The sequence below is a fragment of the Dyella telluris genome (assembly GCF_014297575.1).
Lineage (GTDB): Bacteria > Pseudomonadota > Gammaproteobacteria > Xanthomonadales > Rhodanobacteraceae > Dyella > Dyella telluris.
This window is the reverse complement of the sequence record NZ_CP060412.1, coordinates 4,588,836-4,612,061: the sequence shown is the minus strand read 5'-3', so window position 1 is coordinate 4,612,061 and position 23,226 is coordinate 4,588,836. Positions and strand designations below refer to the sequence as shown.

The window sequence follows — 23,226 nt, the reverse complement described above, 5'->3', positions numbered from 1 at the left end:
CCACCACCATTTTCACTGATGGCGATACCGCGTCCCGCACGCGCGCCAACCCAAAATCGAGGACACCATGGAACAGTCGCACGGCAACGCCAACGGCAAGGTCTCCCCCGCCCAGCACGCGACGGATCGCGACGAACAGCTGGACGCCCAGGCAGCGGAATCGTCATCGCACGAGTTGCCTGCCATCCGCTTCGAGGCGCTGGAACCGCGCGTGCTGCTTTCGGGCGACGTCAATCCCGCTGCCATTTCCATCAATGGCAGCCTCGACGCGCCTGGGCAACAGAACCACTATCAATTCACGGTGCAGGACGACAAGCGCGTTGTCTTCGACAGCCTGACCAATCGCAGCGACCTGAGCTGGCAGCTCAGCGGCCCCAACGGCACGGTGGTCAATCGCAGCTTTTCCGACGATGCCGGCGGCTACAACAGCTCTGCCTACGACTTGACCGCCGGCACCTATACGCTGACGGTGAGCGGCAGCAACGACTCCACCGGCAGCTATGGCATGCGCATTGTCGATGCCAGCACGGCGGCCGATCTCACGCCGGACACCAAGGTCACCGACACGCTGGTGCAGGGCAACGAGACCAGCGTCTATCGCTTCGATGGCACGGCCGGACAGCAGTTCTACTTCAAGGCGGGAGGCACGCAGTCCACCGCCGGAAACTCCGTGTACTGGCGCCTGATCGATCCGTACGGTCGCCAGGAAACCAGCGCGAGCAACCTCAATTACGACGCGAACACGTTCGCGCTGAAATACAGCGGCCAATATCTGCTGCTGGTGGAAGGCGCGCAGAGCAACACCGCACCGGTGACTTACAACTTCACCTTGCAGCCGGTGAACAACTCCCAACAGTCGTTGACGCTGGACCAGACGACCAATGTTGGCATCACGCAGTCGGGCCAGACGGCTTACTACCATTTCAGCCTGGACGACAACACGTCGGTGTTGTTCGACAAGCTCACTGGCGGCAACTTCAATTGGTCGCTCACCGGCCCGCTTGGGCAGGTGGTGAGCCAGCATCAGACCAACTCGTCCGACTACACCAACGCGATGGCGCTGGTGGCTGGCGACTATACGTTGGCGGTGAACGTCGATAGCGGCGTCACCGGCAACTATGCCTTCCGCCTGCTCACCGATGCCTCGTCAACGCCGCTGCAAACAGGCAGCGCCATATCGGACACGCTCGATGCCGCCAACGGCTCGCGCTTGTACAAGGTATCGCTCACGCAGGGCCAGAAGCTGTACATGAGTGGCCAGACCGCCACGGGCGGCTCGGTAAGCTGGCGGTTGCTGGATCCGTATGGCAATCGCATCACCGGCAACACGCTGGGTTCCAGCAGCGATCCATTTACCGCTCCGGTCACCGGTGATTACTGGCTGGTGATGGACGGCTCGGACTCCAACACGTCCACCGCTACCGTGAGCTACAAATTCCAGCTCAACGCCGTGCCTGACATCACCAGTGCACTGACGCTGGGCGCACCCGTCAACGGTTCGATCAACCAGGCCGGCCAGTCGCTCGTTTACACCTTCCATCTGGCCGCCAGTACGCAGCTGGCGTTCGATTCGCTGAGCAACCGCAGCGACATGCTGTGGACGTTGACGGGTCCGCGCGGCGTCGAAGTGAATCGTCGCAGCTTCAGCAATTCCGATGGCAGCACGTATAGCGTGCAAGCATTGCCCGCTGGCGACTACACGATCGTCGTGCAAGGTTCGGGCGCGGCCACGGGCGCGTTCGGTTTCAATATCGTTGATTTGTCTACCGCCTCCACCACCACGCAGGGCACCGCCTTCGGCGGCACGTTGACGCCCGGCAACAGCAGCGCGGTTTACCAGTTCAGCGCAAACGCGGGCGACAGCGTGAAGTTCAAGGCGCTGGGCGTCACTGGCGGCTCGGGCACGTGGCGTTTGGTGGACATGTACGGTCGCAGCGTGGCCGGTCCTTCGTCGTTGTCCAGCGACAGTGGCGCAGTGACCTTGTCGATCACCGGCAACTACACGCTGATTGTTGAAGGCGCGATCAGCAACGGCACACCCGTGACCTATCAGGGTCGCATGGACAACCTGGGCAATACGCCACCAACCGCCGTGCCCTCCGGCGATACGCTCGCACTGGGCAGCGTTACCGCGGGCACGCTGGCCGCGTGGAACGCCACCAAGACCTACAACTTCACGTTGAACAGCACGACGCAGTTGCTGTTCGATGGCGAGAATTCGAGCAACGTCGTCTGGACGCTCGTCGGCCCTCGTGGCACCGAGTTCAGCGCGAGCACCATGTACATCACGCACAGCCTGCTCTCGTTGCCGCCTGGCACGTACGCGCTGACGCTGCAGGGTGCAAGTTCCTCAGGCAATTACAACGGCAACGGCGCGTACGCTTTCCGCGTCACCGATGCCACCACGCTTCCCACTTTGCAGCTTAGCCAGTCCACGGTCGCCACGCGCACGCCCGATCGATCCACCGTGGGTTATCGCGTGCAAGGCAGCGCCGGCACGCAACTGGTGCTCAACGTGGATCGCACGTCGGGCGGCTATTCGCCCACCTGGCAGCTGGTCGGCCCGCAGGGCCAGGTGATCAATGGCGTGTCCGGCGATACGCCAGGTACGGTATTCACGCTACCCGTCGATGGCGTCTACACCCTGCTCGACATGGGCTACGCGTACTCCAGCTACGCCTCGGGTACGGATACTTTCACGCTCAGCCAGGTGAGCGTCAGCAAGGCATCCATCGCCATCAACGATCTGGCTTCGGCAAGCCTTGTGGGCCGCCAGAGCATCGCTCAATACACCTTTACGCTGGATGCGGCGCAGGTCGTCAGTTTCGATTCGCTGATCAGCGCCAACGGCGTCAACAGCAACCTGCAGTGGCAGTTCCGCAACAGCAATGGCGTCAGCTACGGCTGGAATTCGTTCGGCAACGATCAAGGCGAAAATCAGTACCTGGCGGCTGGCCAGTACACGCTGATCCTGCGCAATACCAACGACACGCCGGCGAACGTGCAGTTTCGCCTGCTCGATCGCAATGCAGCGCAGGACGTGGTGCTCGGCACGACCACGCAGGCCACGTTGACCTCCGACCAGACCACCATCTTCCGTTTCAATGCCACGGCCGGCGATCACTTCTATTTCTCGGGTGACAAGAGCAACCCCAGCTTCAACGCTTACTGGCAAATCGTGGATCCGCACGGCACGTCGGTGTCCTCCGGCTACGCCTACTACTACGACACCATCGACATCCCGGCCAACCTGACCGGCGAATACCTGCTGATTCTCTCGCCGGCCGGCAATTCCATCACGCCAGCCATCACGGAGTCGGTGCATTTCACGCTGGGCAAGCGTGGCACTACCGCCTCGGCTCTCGCGCTGGATAGTGCCATCAGCGGCAATATCAGCCAGCCAGGCCAGACCGTCAGTTACAGCTTCACACTGGATGCGCCCACGTCCGTGATGATGAACAGCCCGACGGTGAGCGGCCTTTATTGGACACTGGTCGGTCCGCGCGGTGCGGAAGTCACCCAGTCGGGCTTCGGCAACAACGCCAACATGCTGGCGCTGCCGGCCGGAAACTACGTGCTGACGGTGTCGCGCACCGACCTGCAGACCGGCGCGTTCTCTTTCGCGCTGCAGAGTCTTGCGAACATGGCGCCGCTGGCGGTGGATCAGCCGACGCAAGTCGTGATCCATCAGGACTTCAGCGCATCCACGAATCATTTCAGCGTACCCGCCGACGGCGACTACACCCTCGACGTTCCCTCCGGCAGCGTCTACGGCACCTGGCGCATCGTCAGTGCGCAAGGCAAGTTGATTGCGCAAGGCAACACCTTCAACCCAGCACCCTCACTTCACCTGGTCGCGGGCGACTACGCGGTGGTGTGGACGCCGACATACTCGGGCTATCCCGATGGCACGCTGACCTACACCTTGCGCCACATCGTCACTGTGTCGCGCACGCTGGTCGCCGGAGCGGTGACTACCGACACCATTGCGTCGCCGGGGCAGCGCTACACCTACGATTTCGATATCGGCGCATCCACGCAGGTGCTGTTCGACGCCATCACCTCGCGCAGCGACATCGAGTGGGAACTGACCGGCCCCAACGGCAGCATCATCTCCCGCCGCACGCTGGCTAGTACATTCGGCCGCCCGCAAGGCGAGCCGATCGCGCTGGCCGCCATCGGGAAGTACCACCTCACCATCAGCCCGGACGCTGGCGCACTGGGTGACTTCGCGTTCCAGTTGATCGATTTCGCGAGCGTACCCGCCCTGCCCCTGGGCAACGCGCAATCCATCAGCCTGAGCCCGGGCGGCAGCAGCGCCGCCTACGCCGTGGACGCACAGGCAGGCGACTATCTGCGCTTGCATGCTTCCACCGTCGATGGTGGCCTGGCGCGCATTCGCGTCTACGACGCCCATGGCGTGCAAGTGCTGGCATCGACTCCGCTGCACGCGGGTGACGATATCGCACTGGCCTTGCCGCATGCGGGCAGCTACCGCGTGGTGATCGATGGCGACCAGGCGAACACCAGCACGATGTCCATCGGTTGCGACACCGCGGTGATCACGCCCGTGCACAGCACGGTTTCCCTGGGCACTGACATCAGCGGTCAACTCACCACGACCGGCGTGCCGGACCAGTACCAAGTGGTGTGCAACGGCCCTGCGTTGCTGATGTTCGATCAGCTGGCCGGCAGCGGCCTCAACTGGACCCTGCGTGCCGCAGACGGGACGGTCGTGAAGACCGGTTCGCTCGATGCGCTTTCGCCCGTGCGAGTGGGCGCGGGCATCTACACGCTGGAAATCAGCGCCGGCTCGGCGGCTGCGCTGGGCGGCTATGGCTTGCGCGTGATCGACCTTGCTCAATCCGCTTCGATGCCGCTGGGTCAGGCGACGACTTCGCAGATCAACGACGCACACGCGCAAACGTGGGCCATTTCGGCAACGCAGGACAACGCGGCGCTGGCGCTGCAGGTGTCTGCCGCCGGTGCCGGTGGTGCTGCCATCCGCGTCTACGATGCCAATGGCAACTTGCTCGCCAGCAGCAACGGCAGCCTTGCACAGACCACACTGGAACAAGGGCTGCGCAGCGGCAACGCCTGCTTCGTGGTGATCGATGGCGGCTCCGCCGAGACCTACACGCTGGTCGCCACGCAGTCGTACGCCTCGGCGACGGCGCCGCTGGCCTGGGGCGCTGCGTTCAGCGGCAGCCTCGCTCATGCGGGCGACAGCGTGAGCTATCAGCTCACCATCGGCTTCGACCAGGCGCTGAGCGTGGCGACCTTGCTGACCGATCTCGGATCGCACGGCGTGCACTGGAGCTTGAGCCCCGCCAATAGCGATGGCAGCGCCCCGTGGAACGACGTCACGGAAGGTGGCGCGCCATACGGATATCTGCCTTCGGCGGGCGACTACGTTCTCACTATCGAGGCAACGCAGGACGACGCCACCTACGCCTACCAGACGATCGACACCACCACCGCCACGCCCCTTTCCACCAACGGCAGCTACGGCATACCCATGGCCATCGGCCAGTATGCGGAGCTGTTCCGGGTCGATCCCGGCCAGCCGACGGCACTCCAAGCGCAACTGAGCGGCGACGACTTGTCCTGGACGTTGTACGACGCCAACGGCAACGTGATCGATGCAGGCACCTCGCATGACGATCCGCGGGTGACGCACACGCTGTGGCCCTCGGGCAACTTCCTGCTGATCTCGCGCACGAACGCGAGCGCAGCGGCCAACGCCACCATGACGCTGATTCCGCAGGCCATGCCGAACACGCAGCCCGGCGACACGCTGAGCGGCACGTTCGACAGCACCGATGACCTGATCGCCTGGCGTATCGACCTTACACAGGATACGTACGTCCAGTTCCATGACATCGGCAGCGACAACTGGGTGAATTGGGGCATTGCCCCGGTGGGCGAAACACCCGATTTCTCGCGCGTGACGCCGAGTGAAATTTCGCAGGAGAACTACGAAAGCGGTTCGCCGTTCCGCGAACTGCTGCATGCGGGCTCCTACGTCGTGTGGTTCAACGGCGATGAGGGCAGTCAATTTGCACTGCAGTGGCTCGCATTGAACCAGGCATCGGTGCTTTCTGCCGGTGGCGCCGATGTCACGCTCCCGGTCGGCAATGGCATGGCGGCGTATCAGGTGCAACTTAACCAGGGCGGCCCGTTGCACGTAACGTTCGGCATCGACGACACCTCGAACCTTCGCTGGGCCTTGATGGACAGCAATGGCGATACGGTCTACAGCAATGAGAGCGCGGACGACTACGACGTCGACACGGTGCCCGCCGGCACTTACACCCTGCTGTTGACGGGCCAGTTCCCGGACGATGTGGCGGCGAATGTCCACGTCACGGTCACGCCCTACCAGTGGCCTACGGTGCAGCTGGGCGACGTCATCCAAGGTAACAGCGGCGAGGACACGTCTCGACCGCAGGTATACGCGCTTAACCTTCCGCAGGGCGGCACGTTCGCCATCGCCGACCTGGGGACGAATCGCAATACCTGGTTCGAGATCTACCGGGATGGCAGCCAGTACAGCTCGGGCAACGACGGCCGCGCGCTCAGCGTGCCACCGGGCAATTACGAGATCCGCATCTACAGCAACGACACGGACGTGGCATACAGCTATGCCGTGGCGGACGCGTCCAATGAACTGCCCAACGCGGATGGCCCCATAACGCTGCCGGCCGGCCAGAGCTCGATGGCGTGGTCGTTCTATCCCGATGGCAACACGCCGCTTAACCTGGGCATCAGCGACGCCAGCGAAAGCCTGGGCTGGGCGCTCTACTCGCAGTGGGGTGGCATGGTGGCGTCGTCCGCCGACGGCGACATCGATCCCTTGTTGCTCCAGAACGACAACTACGTGTTGATCGTCTACCGCACGAGCAGCAACAGCGCGGACGCCAGCTTTACTTTGCACGCCTCGCCGGTGGCCGTGCCGCGCCAGACGCTCAGTGCCGACCAGGACACCGCCTTCAACCTGGACGCGTCCACCGCGTATTGCACGGACTACGACATCAACCTTGCCTCGGCAGGCCAGTTCCTGCTGACCTCCGCGGGCATCGATGGCGAGAACATCTACGCCACCATGGTGGATGATTACGGCAATGCGGTGATCAACAACGCGTGGCTGAACAACCTTGGCGACAACGTGCTGCGCCTGCAGGCTGGGCATTACACGCTGCGCCTGACCAGCAACCCTGTCTCCTCCGGTGGCGAATCCGTAGCAGCGGCGATGGTGGCGGCGAGCAGCGACGCACTCACCGGCAGCCTGCGACTGATCGACCTTAACCAAGCCGCGGCCATCAGCTACGGCACCGATGTGGACCTGTCACTCACCGACTACGACGACCACCAGGTTCGTCACATCGACGCGCAGCCCGGCGACGTACTTACGCTGACGTATACGAATCCGTCGGTCGCCAACGCATGGTGGTACATCGTCGATCCGGATGGCTACCGCGCTTACAGCGGCAGCATTTACAGCGGCCAGGGCTCGGTGCAGATCTCCCTGTCCCTGGCGGGCAATTACACCCTGGTGCTGACTGAAGCCAGCACGGCGGCGACCTTCACATTCGGCACGACCCTGGTGAACCACAACGCCAGTGCGCAGCCCACCGTGGCGCCACTGCCCGTGGGGCCGTCCACGACGGTGACGCTCTCCTCAGATACGCCGCTGCGCTACACATTCCACCTGGATCAGCCAACGCTCTTCAGCGTGGCGGCAAGCGCGGACAACGGCGTGAACTGGACGCTGCGCGACGCGAGTGGCGAATTGGGCAACGGTTATGTCTACAGCGACGTCGAGGGTGATTACATCTTCCTCACGCCGGGCGACTACACGCTGGATTTCGAAACGTCCTACGCGTCGCCGGTCACACTGAATTTCACGGCGGGTGGCCCGGTGTCGCTTGACGATACGGCGCAGGCACAGAACGACATTCCCGCAAATCCTGGTGTTTACGCCATCCACGTCAAGGCCGGGCAGGATTACCTGCTCAGCGGCTGGGCGGGCGTCAACTTCGCCATCTACGACGCCAGCTTCCAGCAACTAGAAAGCACCTGGATCGGCAGCAACGACTGGAACGATGCGCTGCACGTCGATAGCGATGGCATCTGGTACATCGCCATCCGCCAGAGCGGCAACACGCCCGACGGCCAGCCGGCGCTGCATCTCGCCGCGCCGACACCACTGCCCGTGGGCCAGTACGTCAGCGATAGTTTCCTTTCCGCGGGCGGCACGCGCACCTACGTGCTCAGCGTTGACCACGATCAGCTGGTGACGCTGAATTTCCGTTCGCTGGACCAGCATGCGCACGCCGTGCTGTGGCTCGATGCCAACAACAGCATCTCGCTGGACGACAGCAACAGCTTCGTGGAGTACCTGGGCACCGGTGCGTATCGCATCGTCATCACCGGCGACAACGTGGAGAGTGGCGAAGTCGATGATGGCACGGCGCCCGGTGCGGCGTACTCGCTGCAAACCATGAGCATGGAGAACGCAACGGAACTGGCACCCGACACGCCGGTGTCCGCACAGCTGGCGCCCGATGGCATGGTGGCCTACCACTTCCACGGGCAAGCGGGCGATCGCCTGTATTACGTGGGTCAGGACGGCACCGGCGAAGACGCGTGGTGGAACGTCTACGACGCCAACGGCAATTCGCTCTACAGCGACTGGGAACCGGTGAGCGAATACCTGCCGGCGTTCCCGGCCGATGGCGACTATTACCTGGTGATGGTCCGCACGGGCGATGCGCATGACACGCAAAGCTTCGGCCTCAGGTTGCGCACCACACCACAGCCGCTCGACGGCGCGGTGCAGCTCAACCAGACGATGACACTGGATACGTCCGGCCCGTCGACGTCTCACCTGTACAGCCTCACCGTGACCGAACGCACCGCCGTGCTGATCGACGCGCAGTCGGTCAACGGCACCAGCTATGTGTGGCAGATCAACCAGGACGACGTGTACATGGGCTGGGGTACGGTGTACCCGGGCGACAACACGCCAACGATGATCTGGCTTGATCCGGGAACGTACACCTTCAGCCTGCGTCCCGAGACGGACGACACCGGTGAAATCTCGCTGACCGTAAGGGACGCGACCGCGTCCTCCACCCTGGTGCTCAACCAGCCGCTTGAGGACACGCTGGTGCCGGGCGACACTAGGGTCTACCAGTTCAGTGGCGAAACCGGTCAGCAGATTGTATTTGGAACAAGCAGTTCCACCGGCCTCGTCGGCCAGTGGAGCCTGTACGACAACAACGGCAACCGCATCGCTTTTGGCTCACTGGCTGACCGGACGACGACGTCGACCAGCGCCGAAGGCGGTCCTTATCTGCTGGTGCTGGAAGTCACCGGAAACGACTCCAACGAGCCGGTGCCATTCCAGCTCGAACTGCGCAGCCCATCCATTGAGCTGGGCGACTGGATCAATCCCAACCAGCCGACGAGCTACGCCTTCCATCTGGACCAGAACACGCACGTGATGCTGGACGCCGGCTACATCGCGTATAGCACCTGGGCCAACTGGAGCATCGTGCAGAACGGGCAAGTCGTGGCCAGCGGCTCGGCCAGCGGCAATCAATTCAACGATGCGATCGCACTGGCCGCCGGTGACTACGAACTGCGCATCGACTCCATCCCGTATGGATTCGCCGATGCTCGCCTGCGCCTGCTCACCTTGGACGATGCACCGGAACTGCCGCTGGACGGCTCAGTGGTTTCGGGTACCGATACATCGGGAACGAACGAGGTCTACCGCTTCGTCGCCGCCGCGGGTGACAACCTCTCGCTCAACAGCACCGACGCGAGTTTCGGCTGGGCGCTCTACGATCAGTTCGGACACCTGTTGAACCAGTTCCAGGGCGCCAACACGATCGCGAACCTGCCGCGCACCGGCGTGTACTACCTTGTCCGCGACACCAATGGCGATGCCCAGGGCAGCACGCTCAACTACCGTTTCAGCGTAACGGTAAGCAGCGAACTGCCGTCGCTGGCTCTCAACACGCCCACCGTCGCCACGTTCCATAGCGGCAGCGCGAGCTATCTGGTGGATGTGAGCGCACCGACCACGCTGTGGTTCGACGCCATCGCCAACAGCAACCCGTACGCCCGCGTGGAGCTCTACGACGCACAGGGCGCGCTGGTCTACAGCATGACGCCGGGCAATTCGTCATTCGGCATGACGCTGTCGCAACCGGGCAGCTATCGCTTGAAGTTGGTGGACCTGTACGGCTCGGATGGCCGCACGCTCTCCTTCAGTCTGCTGGATCTCTCGAGCGCGCAGACGCTGCAGGCGGATACACCCACCACGCTTGCCTACAACGTACAGCGCGGCGCGCAAGCCTATACGTTCACGCTGGCGCAGCCGGGCCACTTCACGTTCTCACCGGTTACCAACACGAGCTACTCCTCGTATCTCAACTGGAATCTGGTGGACGCCTACGGGCGCGTGCTGGGCTCCGGTTTAATGAGCAGCCCGTCGGGCTCACTGACGCTCGATGCCGGCATTTACCATCTGGTAGTGACTGACCGAGGCTACGTGCCGACCAATGTGGTCACCTGCAATTTCGCGGTGGACACCAACCCCGCCGCGTTGCCGATCAACAGCACGGTGAACGGCGCGCTTCCGACGTCGCTGATCCCAGTGAACTACTGGCTGCACGTCGACAGTGACGGCATGTATGCGTTCGACAATCTGGGGGCCGCCAATGGCGCGAGCTGGCGCCTGGTAGGCAGCAACGGCACGGTGTTCGACCGGGCCATGAACACCGGCAATTACACCTATGACGGTGCGGTATTTCTCGCGGCCGGCGACTATCGACTCACCGTCTACACCAACGGCACCACGGCGCCGCCGTACAGCTTCCGCGTCATATCGCCGGGAGCGGCCACGCCCGTCACGGTAGGCACGCCCGTCACCACCGCACTGGATTCGATGCGCACCGAGCAGGTGTTCACCTTCGACGTGCAGGCAGGCAGTCATTACTACATCGACGCCCTGTCCACGCCCGAACCGAATGGCGCCACGACCACGCCGCTGTGGATGGTGCTCGATCCGTCAGGACGAATGATCTACAACACGTCCGTGGGTGGCGTGAACGCCAACTGGAACGGCTCGTCGTATGACTACACGTACAACGGCACCGGGCTTGACCTCGGCACGCTGCTGGTAGGCGGTCGCTACACGCTGATCTTCGGCTTTCCCGATGCCTACGCCAGCAGCAACACGCCGGCCAACGTCACCTTCAACGTCACCAAGGTGCCGCAGCCGCCGACGGTGGTGCTCGACACGCTGGTGGTGAATCCCTCGCCGGACCTCACCGTCAGCGGCGTGGCGGTGTCGCCCGCAGGCACCCTGCAGACGGGCCAGACCGTCGATGTGCAGTGGACGGTAGCCAACCAGGGCCTGCTGCCCACCAGCGGCAACTGGAACGACCGCATCGTCATCCGCAACAGTGCCACCGGCGTGATCCTGGCCGATGTCACCGTGCCCTACAACGCTGCCGACGCAGCCAATGGCAGCATCGCCGTGGGCGATTCGCGCACGCGTCACGTGCAGATCCGTCTGCCGGATGGTGCCTATGCCGCGGGTGACATCACCATCACGGTGCTCACCGATTCGGACAACGTCATCAAGGAAAGCAATACCGCCGGCAATGGCGAAAGCAACAACAGCGGAAGCATCAACGCGACGGTGACGCTGTCGCCCTATGCCGATCTGGTCGTCTCCAACTTCGCGTTGCAACCGGCCGGCTCGTATCAGCCGGGCCAGACCGTGCAGGCCAGCTGGACCGTTGCCAACGAGGGCAACATCGACCTCGACACGCCGTGGACCGAAACGCTGGAAATCCGCAACCTGTCCACTGGCAAGGTGGTCGCCACGGTTGCGCTGCGCGACCTGCTCGAGAGCGGCGCCTTTGCCGCCGGTGGCACGCGCCAGCGCACGGCGAGCTTCACCTGGCCCACGGGCATCGACGCCTCGGGCAACTTCGCCATACGCGTGATTGCCGACAGCCTCGGCGAAATTCCCGAGGCAAACAGCCAAGGCACCGGCGAAAGCAACAACACGGCGGAAATCGACGTCGCCGTGGGCCCTGACCTGCTCGTGCAGAACCTGCAGGTGGCCAGCAGCAATGTGCAGGCCGGCGGTCTCGTCACCATCACCTGGGAAGACTGGAACCTCGGTGCCAGCGCCACGGGCGCCGCCTTCAGCGATCGCATCACGGTCAAGCGTGCCGACAACGGCCAGACGCTGGTCGACACCACGCTGCTCTACGATCCGGCAGCCATCACCAACGGTGCACTGAACGGCGCCATCGGTGCGGGCGATCATCGCTCGCGCACCATCACGTTCCGCCTGCCCGACGGCTTGGCCGGCGCGGGCAACCTGGTCATTACCGTCGCCGCCGACCAGAACGCGGCCGGCATGGGCGTGCTGTTCGAAACCAACCTTACGCACGACGCGGAAACCAACAACACCGCCAACACCACCACGGTGTCCGCGGCCGTGCCGTATGCCGACTTGCGCGTGGACAGCACCACCGTGCCCGCCACCGGTATCGGCGGCCAGCCGGTGACCGTGACGTGGACCGTCGCCAATCACGGCCAGGCGGCTACCGGCGACGCCTGGAACGACGACATCATCCTCAGCACCGACAACATCATCGGCAACGGCGATGACATCGTGATCGGCATGGTTCGTCACTCCGGCGCATTGGCTGTCAATGGCAGTTACAGCCAGACCGCCACAGTGAACCTGCCCACCCTGCCCGACGGTCGTTACTACATCGCCGTGCGCAGCGATGCCGATGGCGAAGTGCTTGAGCCCGATACGCGCGGCAACAACGCCAGCGCAGGCAAGGCCATCGACGTGGCGGCGGCTTATGCCGATCTTGGCGTGGTGTCCGTCACCGCGCCGCAATCCGCGCAAAGCGGCGAGAACGTGCTTGTCACCTGGACGGTGAACAACACCGGCAACGCACCGACCAACCTTGCGCTGTGGAACGATCGCGTGGTGCTGTCGCGCACTGGCGTGCCTTCCGCCGATGACATCGTGCTCGCCGGTTCGGTGACGCACGCCGGCATCCTGGCCAACGGCGACTCCTACACCGCCAGCGCCACGCTCACACTGCCGCGCGACCTGGTGGGCGATTACTACATCCTGGTCGTCAGCAACCTCAACAACACGGTCTACGAGAACGGCCACATCGCCAACAACGCGGGTGCTACCGCGGCGCCGCTGCACATTACGCTGGCACCTTCGGCGAATCTCGGCGTGTCCGACATCAACGCACCGACGGCCGTGCGTCCGGGCGACACGGTCAGCATCAGCTACGTGGCCCACAACACCGGCAACGCGGACGTGACATCCGCGTGGCGCGACCGCGTCTATCTGGACGCGGGCAACGGCAACCTGATCGAGGTCGCGAGCCAGTTCTTCACCGACGGCCTGATTGCCGGCGGCAGCATCAACCGCACGATCAATGTCACCCTGCCGGCCGGCTTTGCCGAGGGCACGTATACGTGGGTGGTGCGCACCGACGCCGACGACACGGTGTATGAGCGCAACGGCGAGACCGACAACGACACGCGCAGCGCGGCCCCGGTGATCGTCGCCAAGCCGGATCTCTCGGTGAGCCAGGTCACCGGCCCCACGCTCGTGCAGTCGGGCAATACCGTGCACGTGCAGTGGACGGTGAACAACACCGGTGGCGTCGCCACTGGCAGCTGGGTCGATCAGCTGTTCCTGTCGCACAACGGCACGCTGCAGAAGGTGGCGGAGATAACGCACAACGGCCCGCTGGCTACGGGAGGAAGCTATGTGGCATCGGCCGACGTATTGATTCCGCTGGCGGCCCAGGGCGACTACGAGTTCGTGGTCGTCACCGACGGCGCCCACGTGATCGACGATCACTCGCGCACCAACAACACCGCGCAGCAGGACTTTGCGGTGCAACTGTCGCCCTATGCCGATCTTGCGGTGAGCGCCGTGCAGGCGCCCGCCACGCTGATCGCCGACCCGGCCACCCTCAACGTGAGCTGGACGGTCACCAATAACGGCACCGGCGCAGGCACGACATCGCAGTGGACGGATCGCGTGATCCTTTCCACCGATGACATCATCGGCAACAGCGACGACCGCGTGCTTGGCGACGTGCTGCACAACGGCGCGCTCGGCGCCGGTGCGAGCTACAACGGCCAACTGAGCGTGATGCTGCCGCCGGGTACCACCGGCCGATACAAGCTGTTCGTGGTGAGCGATGCCGCCAAGCAGGTATTCCAGAACGGCAGCACGGCCAACGACACCGTCGAGCTGGATCACAGCATCGATGTGATGCCCAAGCCGTACGCCGATCTGCAGGTTCAATCCGTCTCCACTCAGGGCGCCGCTGTAAGCGGCCAGCCCTTGCACATCAGCTGGACGGTCGCCAACAACGGCATCGGCATCACCGACACTTCGGAGTGGTCCGACCAGGTGTGGCTGAGCGCCAACCCGGACGGCAGCGGCGTCATCGCGCAGTTCGGCTCGGCCAACCACATCGGGCAGCTGGCGGTGGGCGACACCTATACGCGCAGCATCGACGTGACCTTGCCCAACGGCATCCAGGGCAACTACTACGTCAACGTGCGCACGGGCGGCCCGTTCGAATTCCTCTACGGCAACGACGACACCGGCCACAGCGCGTCCATTCCCGTGACGCTCGCGAAGTCGCCCGACCTGGTGGTGCAATCGGTTAGCATGCCGGCCGCCGCCGTCGAAGGCAGCGTGGTCGACGTGGCATGGACGGTGAGCAATCAGGGCCAGGCCGATGCGGTCGGCCCGTGGGTCGACACGGTCAAGCTGGTGCCGGTGAGCGGCACGGGCGATGCGATCGTGCTGGGCAGCTTCACCTATGACCGCACGCTGCCGCCTGGCATCAGCTACACCCGCACGGAGCAGCTCCGCCTGCCCTCGAAGATCGAGGGCCTGTATCGCCTGGAAGTAATCACCAACGCCAACCTCGGCAGCGCCGGCGCAGCACAGGTATACGAGTTCGGCGCAGCGGGCAGCAACAATATCCTGATCGCCAGCGACGCCACGCAGATCAGCCTGCAGAGTCGCCCGGACCTCCAGGTGGGCGCAGTGACCGTGCCCGACCACGTCACGGCCGGCACCAGCGTGGGCATCCAGTACACCGTGACCAATATGGGCTCGGTGCCGGCCAGCGGCCACTGGCGCGACAAGGTGTATTTGTCGCTGGACGGCACGCTGAGCGGCGATGACCAGTTGCTCGGCATCTTCGACAACGGCAGCGCGCTGGCGCCCACGGAGAGCTACTCCAACATCACCGGCACGATCAACATCCCGATCCAGTTCCGCGGCAACGCCTACCTGATCGTGGTCGCCGATGCGGACAACGCCGTCGACGAATACCCCAACGACACCAACAACACCAAGGCCGTCCACTTCTATGTGGACTCGGTGCCGTTCGCCGACCTGGTCACCAGCAACGTGACCGCGCCCGACCAGGCTGTGCACGGCAGCAGCATCGACGTGCGCTATCAGGTGACCAACCTTGGCAGCGCCACCACGCGCGGCGCCACTGCCGACGTCAACAGCTGGACCGACAGCGTGTGGCTTGCCAAGGATCCCAAGCGCCCCGGCACCAACAAGGGCGACGTGCTACTGGGCACCGTGGTGCACACCGGCAACCTCGACGTGGGCGACAGCTATCTCGGCGAAACGCACGTCACCATTCCGGACAGCATGCTCAGCGGCCAGTACTACATCACCGTCTGGACCAACACCTACGGCACCATTCTCGAGGACACGCTCGCCTCCAATGCCGGTGGCGATACGAACCAGTTCGACAACAACAACTACCAGGGCCGCCCCATCGCCATCCTCGGCATCACGCCGCCGGATCTGGCGGTGACGCAGGTGAACGCGCCGGTGACAGTGGATGCAGGCGGCCCGGTCAGCTTCAGCTATACGGTGCAGAACCAGGGTGACCTGTTCACCGGCACGTGGACCGACACGGTGTACGTGGCCGACAACGCGGACCTGAGCAAGGCCACGCACATCTGGACCATCGGCAGCTACACGCAGAACCACACGCTCAACAACGGCGAGAAGTACACGGTGAACCAGACGGTGACGCTGGCGCCGTCCGTCGCCGGCATGTACCTCATCGTCAAGAGCGACGCCAACAACCAGGTGAACGAGGTCAACGAGGCCAACAACGTCGGCAGCAGTGCGTCCGCCGTCGTCGCACACCCTGCTGACCTGCAGGTCAGTTCGGTGGTGACGCAGCCGCAGAACTATTCGGGCGAACTTACGCCCATTACCTGGACCGTGGTGAACAATGGTTCGGCCGTATGGCCGTCCACCACCAGCTGGCTGGATTCGGTGTTCATCAGCACCGACCCCACCTTCATCGCCAGTCGCGCCACCTTGCTGGGCCGCTTCGAGCATCAGAACACCAATGGCCTGGCTGCCGGCGCAAGCTACAGCACCACGGCCAACGTCCAGCTGCCGCCAGGCACCAATGGGCGGTACTACATCTACGTGATCACCGACGCCACGCGCAGCGACCAGCGCCCGGCCGCGGCCGCCGACGAGATCAACAGCGGCGGCTTCAACGACTCCGCGCTCGGTTTCTATGGCACGTCCGTCTACGAAGGCACGCTCAATACCAATAACGTGGGTGGCGGCCCGCTGGACATCACCTATCGCGAAGCGGACCTGCAGATCGACAGCGTGTCAGTCTCCAATCCGGCGCCCAAGTCGGGCGACCTGATCACGGTGACGTGGACGGTGACCAATCGTGGCGATCGAGCCACGCGCGTGTCGTCGTGGAACGACGGCGTGTACCTGTCCAACGATAGCTCGCTCGACGTGACGGACGATCCGCTGATCGAAGGCTCGCTGTACAACAACCCCGGTCGCGTGGCGTCGGTATCGCTGGTGGATGCCAACGGCAAGCCGCACTTCCTGCAGCCGGGCGAGTCGTACACCATGACGGCGACGTTCCATCTGCCGCAATCCATCAGCGGCAACTACAACATCATCGTCAAGGCCGATACTTCCACCGTCAAGGATTGGCAGTACAGCGAACCCAGCTCCATCCGCGACGGCCTGGACGTGGTCACGGGCGACGGCCCCGGCGCCGTGCTCGAGTTCCAGAACGAAGGCAACAACGTTGCCTCGATCGCCCTGCCGATTACCCTGGCGACGCCGCCGGATCTGCAGGTGAGCCAGGTGAATGCACCCGATTCGGTGCTCGCCGGACAGAGCTTCACCGTCGGCTACAGCGTCACCAACGCCGGTGGCGGCACGCCGAGCGACCAGGGTCAGTGGAACGACCTGATCTATCTCTCGCGCGATCGTTTCCTCGACGTCAACCAGGATCGCTACCTGGGCTACGTCGCACACAGCGGCGGCCTCGCCGCGGACGGCAGCTACGACGGCAGCTTTACGGTTACCGCGCCGCGCGATCTCGATGGCCCGTACTACGTCTTCGTCATCACCGATCCGGCGCGCGCGTTCGGCACGGGCGCCTATGGCAAAGTGATGGAGTTCGGCAACGACCAGAACAATTCGCTGGCATCGACGCAGCCCATGCTGGTGCAGACGCCGCCGCCGGCCGACCTGAAGGTCACCGACGTCACGGTGCCGCCGCAGGCCACGGTCGGCCAGTCGGTCACGGTGACGTACTCCGTTGTCAACGACTCCACCAACCCCGCCTATGGCCAGTGGACCGACGCCATCTACCTGTCGATGGACAACGTCTGGGGCGTGGACGACATTCTGCTCGGCAAGGTCACGCACAACGGCGACATTGCCGGTGGCGCGAGCTATAACGGTACGCTCACCGCCAACCTGCCGCCACTGAAGGACGGCAACTGGCGCATCATCGTGCGTCCGGACCTTTACAACGAAGTGTTCGAAGGCACCATCAGCTACGGACCCACCGGCTTGGTGATGGCGCCGGGCGAGGCGAACAACCTCACCGCGTCGGCCGCCACCATCCAGACGCAGGTGCCCACGCTTGCCATGGCGAGTCCGTTGCAGACCACGCTCTCCAGTGGCGACGTGCAGCTGTACAAGATAAGCGTTGCGGCTGGCCAGACGCTGCGCGTGATGCTCGATGCACTCGCCGCCAGCGGCGACAACGAGCTGTACATCCGCTACGGTGACATCCCGACCACGTATGCCTATGACGCTTCGTACAGCGATGCGTCGTCTGCCGACCAACAGGTAGTGATCCCCAGCACGCAGGCAGGCGATTACTACATCCTCGTGCGTTCGCGCAGCGGCAAGAACGTGCCGGCCACGATTCGCGCCGACCTGTTGCCGCTGTCGATCACGCAGGTCACGCCGGACAACGGTGGCGTGAGCGACGACGATCATCGCTGGGTCACGATTGACATCTACGGTTCGGCCTTCCAGGCCGGCGCGCTGGTCAAGCTGAGTCGTCCTGGCGTGTTCGAGGCGGAACCGGATCGCTGGCAGGTGCTGGACGCCACGCATATTCGCGCCATTTTCGACACGCGCAATTTCCCGCTGGGCCTGTACGACATCACCGTCATCAATCCCAACGGCCAGAGCGTGACCGAAGCGGATCGCTATCTGGTCGAACGCGGCATCGAAGATGACGTGACCATCGGCATCGGCGGCCCGCGCAATCTGGAGCCGGGCGATTCGGCCACGTACAGCGTCTCGCTGCAAAGCCTTACCAATGTCGACACGCCGTATGTGCGCTTCGACATCGGCGCCGTAGAGATGGGCTACAACCAGTACCTCCTCGACGGCCTCAACCTGCCCTACGCCCTGTTCGGCAGCAACGTCGGCGGTTCGCCGTTCGGCGACATCACCGGTTCGCCGGCGAATAACCAGGCGTACGGCCAGACCGACGCGTCGCTGTCGCGCACGGATATTCCGTGGGCATCGCTGGACGGCACGCTCAACACCAATGGCTACAACCTGGCGCCGGGCTACGCGTTCGACGTGGCAGCGCACGGCTTCGTGGGCATGACGTTCCGTCTGCAGACGTATCCCGGCCTGACCGCGTGGATCAACCGCGACTTCGAAGGTCTGCGTGACGCGCTGTACATGGTCCATCCGGATTGGCAGGCCGAGGGCCTGCTGGCCAATGGCGTGTCCGACCTGGACAAGATTCAGCAAGGCCTGGCCGCGCGCTTCCGCTCCACCGAGCCGGACGACATCCTCACCAAGCTGGAGTCGTTGTCCGAATCGTTCCAGATGAACGTGGTGGCCGCGGCCACGGCACTGACGCGCGATGAATTCGTCGCCGAGCAGACTGCCTATGCGCTACGCCTGCGCGACGCCGTGCTGGCCGATGCCAGCGCGCCGAGCAACCTCATTGCACTCGCCGCCGATGCCTCGCAGTGGGTGAACGGCTGGCTGGCTGCACTGGAAAGTGCGAGCCTGCTGCTGCCGGCCGACCAGGCGCCGCCGATCAGCACCAATCCGCAAGTGGTGAGCCTCAACGCGACACTCGCCGCAGGCATCCTGATGTCCAAAGCGGGCGACAGCTATCGCACGCAGGCGGACATCCTCAGCTTCTTCGCCAAGGTGCAGCAGTGGTACGGCGACACCGCCACCTATGCGGGCGATCCGAAGGCTGCCACCGGTGCCATCGACCACTACGAGACGCGCCAGGACGATCAGGGCGACTACGTGGAAGTGCCGGTGCCTGCGCTGGCCAATCCTGCCGACTACGACCAGCATGTGGGCCGCACGCTGCAGTTCGAGAACTTCCAGATTTTCGTCGGCAGTCAGTCGGAACTGGAATACCTGCGTGCGCAGGGTCTGCTGGACGACAAGTTCAACCCGCTGCCGGGCAAGGCCCTGAACCTCACGCAGTATCTGCAACTGGTCGCGCAGCAGGCTGGCGTGGAAAACGCCGCCATCAGCGTGCAGGGGCCGCAAGGCACCAGCGCTGCCGCTGATGGCAGTGTCTACGTGCCGGCCGCCACACCCCTGCCCTACACATTCGCCTTCAGCAACCCGACCGGCCAGGGCGTGGGCCAGATCCGCATCGTGTCGCAACTGGATAGCAACCTCGATCCGCGCTCGCTGCGTCTGGGCGATCTCAAGATCGGCGACATCAACATCCATGTGCCGGCCGATCGCGCCAGCTTCCAAGGCGATTTCGACTTCACGGGCAGCAAGGGTTACATCCTGCGCGTGAGCGCGGGTATCGACGTGGAAACGCGCACGGCCATCTGGCTGATCCAGGCGATCGATCCGGCCACCGGCGAAGTGATGCAGGACGTCACACGCGCCCTGCTTGCGCCGGTGACCGGGCAGAACACACCGCAAGGCGGCTTCGTCAGCTTCACCGTGGCCGCTGCCGCAGGTGCAGCATCGGGCGCGTCCATCAGTGCGCAGGCACGCATCTTCTTCGACCAGACGCCGCCGATCGACAGCGAAACGGTCAAGGTGACGCTGGACGCGAAGGCGCCGACCACCACGCTCACCGTCACCTCGCTGGGCAACAACGCCCAGGGCGCGCCGACGTTCGATGTGAAGTGGAATGCCCAGGACGATGCAAGCGGTATCCGCTTCGTCACGGTTTATGTCGCCACCGACGGCGGCGACTTCAAGATCTGGCAGCGTCAGGTGGATCCCTCCACCAACGAGGCGGTGTTCACCGGCGAAGCCGGCCACACCTACGAGTTCCTCGCTGCAGCCACCGACAACGCCGGCAACCGCGAAGCCGCGGTGATTGCCAATGCCGTGCTGCCCGACGACGGCGGACGGCAGCAGGTGCTCGATGGTCTGGGCGTGACGCCGGGCGTCGACACCACGGCCGAAGTGCCACAGGCACCCGAGGACCGTTCGTACGACAGCAACGATCTGTTCCAGCAAGCCACGCAGATGCTGCCGGGTGCGGTATCCAGCGTCGGCGCGGGCGACCTGCAGAACGTGCTCGCGCCGTTCGCCGCGCGCGGCTTCGCCGACGGATTTGCCACGGGCAACGCCGACATCGGCGCCATGGCCATGGTGCAACTGGCCGACGGCAGCGTACTGGTGAGCGCGGGCGCATCGCGCAACGAGGTGTATCGCTACGGCAAGGACGGCGGCCACAGCACCACGCCGCTGTTCACACTCGACCAGCCCGTGCTCGACATGGCTGTCGATGCGTACGGCCAGCTGTGGGTGATGACCGGCAACGAATTGATGCAGGTCGACATCGACAGCGGCACCGTGCTGCGCCGCATGCAGGGCCCGGGCCAGCAACCGCTGACGCACGCGCTCGCCATCCAGCCCGGCACCGGCGACATCTATGTCTCCGACGGCGACGGTGTCGAGATTTTCCATCCGAACGAAACCAACCCCAACAAGGCCTGGACGCACTTCAGCAACACGCGCGTTGGCGACCTCGCCTTCGGTCCCGACGGCCGCCTGTGGGGCATCCGCTGGACCGGCAGCAACATCACCGCCGCCGACCCCAACGGCACCACCGACATCATCAGCTTCCCGATGAGCGGCATCACGGTGGGTCGTGCAGAACTCGAATACCGCATCAAGGGCGTGGTCAACAGCATCGCCTTCGGTGCAGCGGGTACGCCGCTCGATGGCTTGCTCGTGGCATCCGGCGGCCTCAATCAGCAGGTGCACGTTGCCGGCAACACCACGGTGTCGCACAGCTCCTCGGTGTGGATGATCGAACTGGCCTCGCGCCGCGTGTTGCAGGTGGCAGGAGGCGGCACGCAAGGCGAAGCCATCCTCGCCACCAGCGACGGTCGCATCCTTGTGGCCGGCAGCCAGCATGTGGACGAGTTGTCACCGGCGCGTGCGCCGAAGGTGCTGGCAACCAGCGTGCCCGATGGTGCACTGGTGCCGCTGCCGCTGGGCGAGATCGCCGTGCAGTTCGACCAGGACATGTGGCTGGGAGTCAATGCTGCCGCGGCCCTGAGCGATCCGTCGAGCGTACTCAACCCGAACAACTACAAACTGTTGGGCGGGGCCACTGGCTTCACGCCCAGGAGCGTGCGCTGGGATGCCGCCACGCACACGGCCTACCTGGACGTAAGTGGGCTGGGTGCGGCGTATTACCAGTTGGTGATCAGCGGCAACCTGCGCAGCGCCACGCAATTGCGCATGGGCCAGGACGCTGTCACCAGCTTCACTGCGCTGCTCAACATGAGCAGTCAGCTGAAGATCACCTTCAGCAACACGCGCGCCGATCACACCACCGGTGCAATCAGCTACGACGTAAGCATCACCAACGTGGGTTCCGACGATCTCAATGGCCCGCTGATGCTCGTGCTCGATCCGGGCCAGTACTTTGGCGGCGCCATTGCGGCTGCGCTTCAGGGCAGCGGAAACCAGGCCGGTCTGTGGATCATCGATCTCACATCCGTGCTGCAATCCATGGGTGGCAAGCTCGTGGTGGGCGCCACCATCGCCGACCAGACCGTCACCATTCTTCCGGCGGGCGGCGGCTCAGGTGGCCTGGCCGATCTGGCCAAGGCGGACCTGGGCCACGGCGTCTATGCCGCGCCGCAGGCAAACCTCATCCCTGACTTCACCGTCGTCGATCGCGATGTCAATGTGCCTGACACGTTCCCGAACGCCGCCACCGTCGGCCAATCGTGGTCAGGCCAGCTGGATGCGACCGATGTTGATGGCACCGTGTTCTATTGGCAGATCGTGCAGGGCCCGGCCGGCCTCAGCATCACTCCGCCCGACACTTACACGCTTGACCCGTTTGGCCGCTACCACGCCGTAGCGACGCTGAACTGGACGCCTGGCAGCGACGCCATGGCGGACACCGTTGTGGTCGTTCGCATTCAGGATGGCCGGGGCGGATCGATGCTTCATACCCTGCACATCAGCGTCGCCAACGGCAATCACGCGCCAACGGTGGCGAGCCCGGGCACCATCACTCTGGGCGAGGGCGAGTCGCTGTCGCTGCCGCTGCGCGCGGTGGACGCCGACGGCGACCTGCTTACCGTGACGATGTCCAATCTGCCTGCCGGCGCATCCTTCGATGCGCGCACCGGCGTGCTCAACTGGGCACCGGGCTATGACCAGGCAGGCATCTACCGTGACGTCACCATAACGGTGAGCGACGGCAAGACCGTGGTCAGCGAACGCTTCGATCTGGTGGTGCGGCAAGTGTGTGCGGCGCCAGTACTGACGCCGACGCCGGAGCAGACACTGCGCGAAGGCGATGCCTTTGGCTT

Annotated in this window: 1 protein-coding gene (cut by a window edge); it reads left to right on the top strand. The window is 64.2% G+C overall.

Features of this window, described 5'->3' with window-relative positions; all coding sequences use genetic code 11:
- Positions 1-67: 67 nt before the first annotated feature.
- Positions 68-23,226, top strand: partial view of a tandem-95 repeat protein gene (locus H8F01_RS20075; protein WP_187056771.1) — the 5' portion only. Its footprint extends 15,115 nt past the window's final position; the window shows 23,159 of its 38,274 coding nt (coding positions 1-23,159); it begins with the start codon at positions 68-70; its stop codon lies off the right edge, out of view.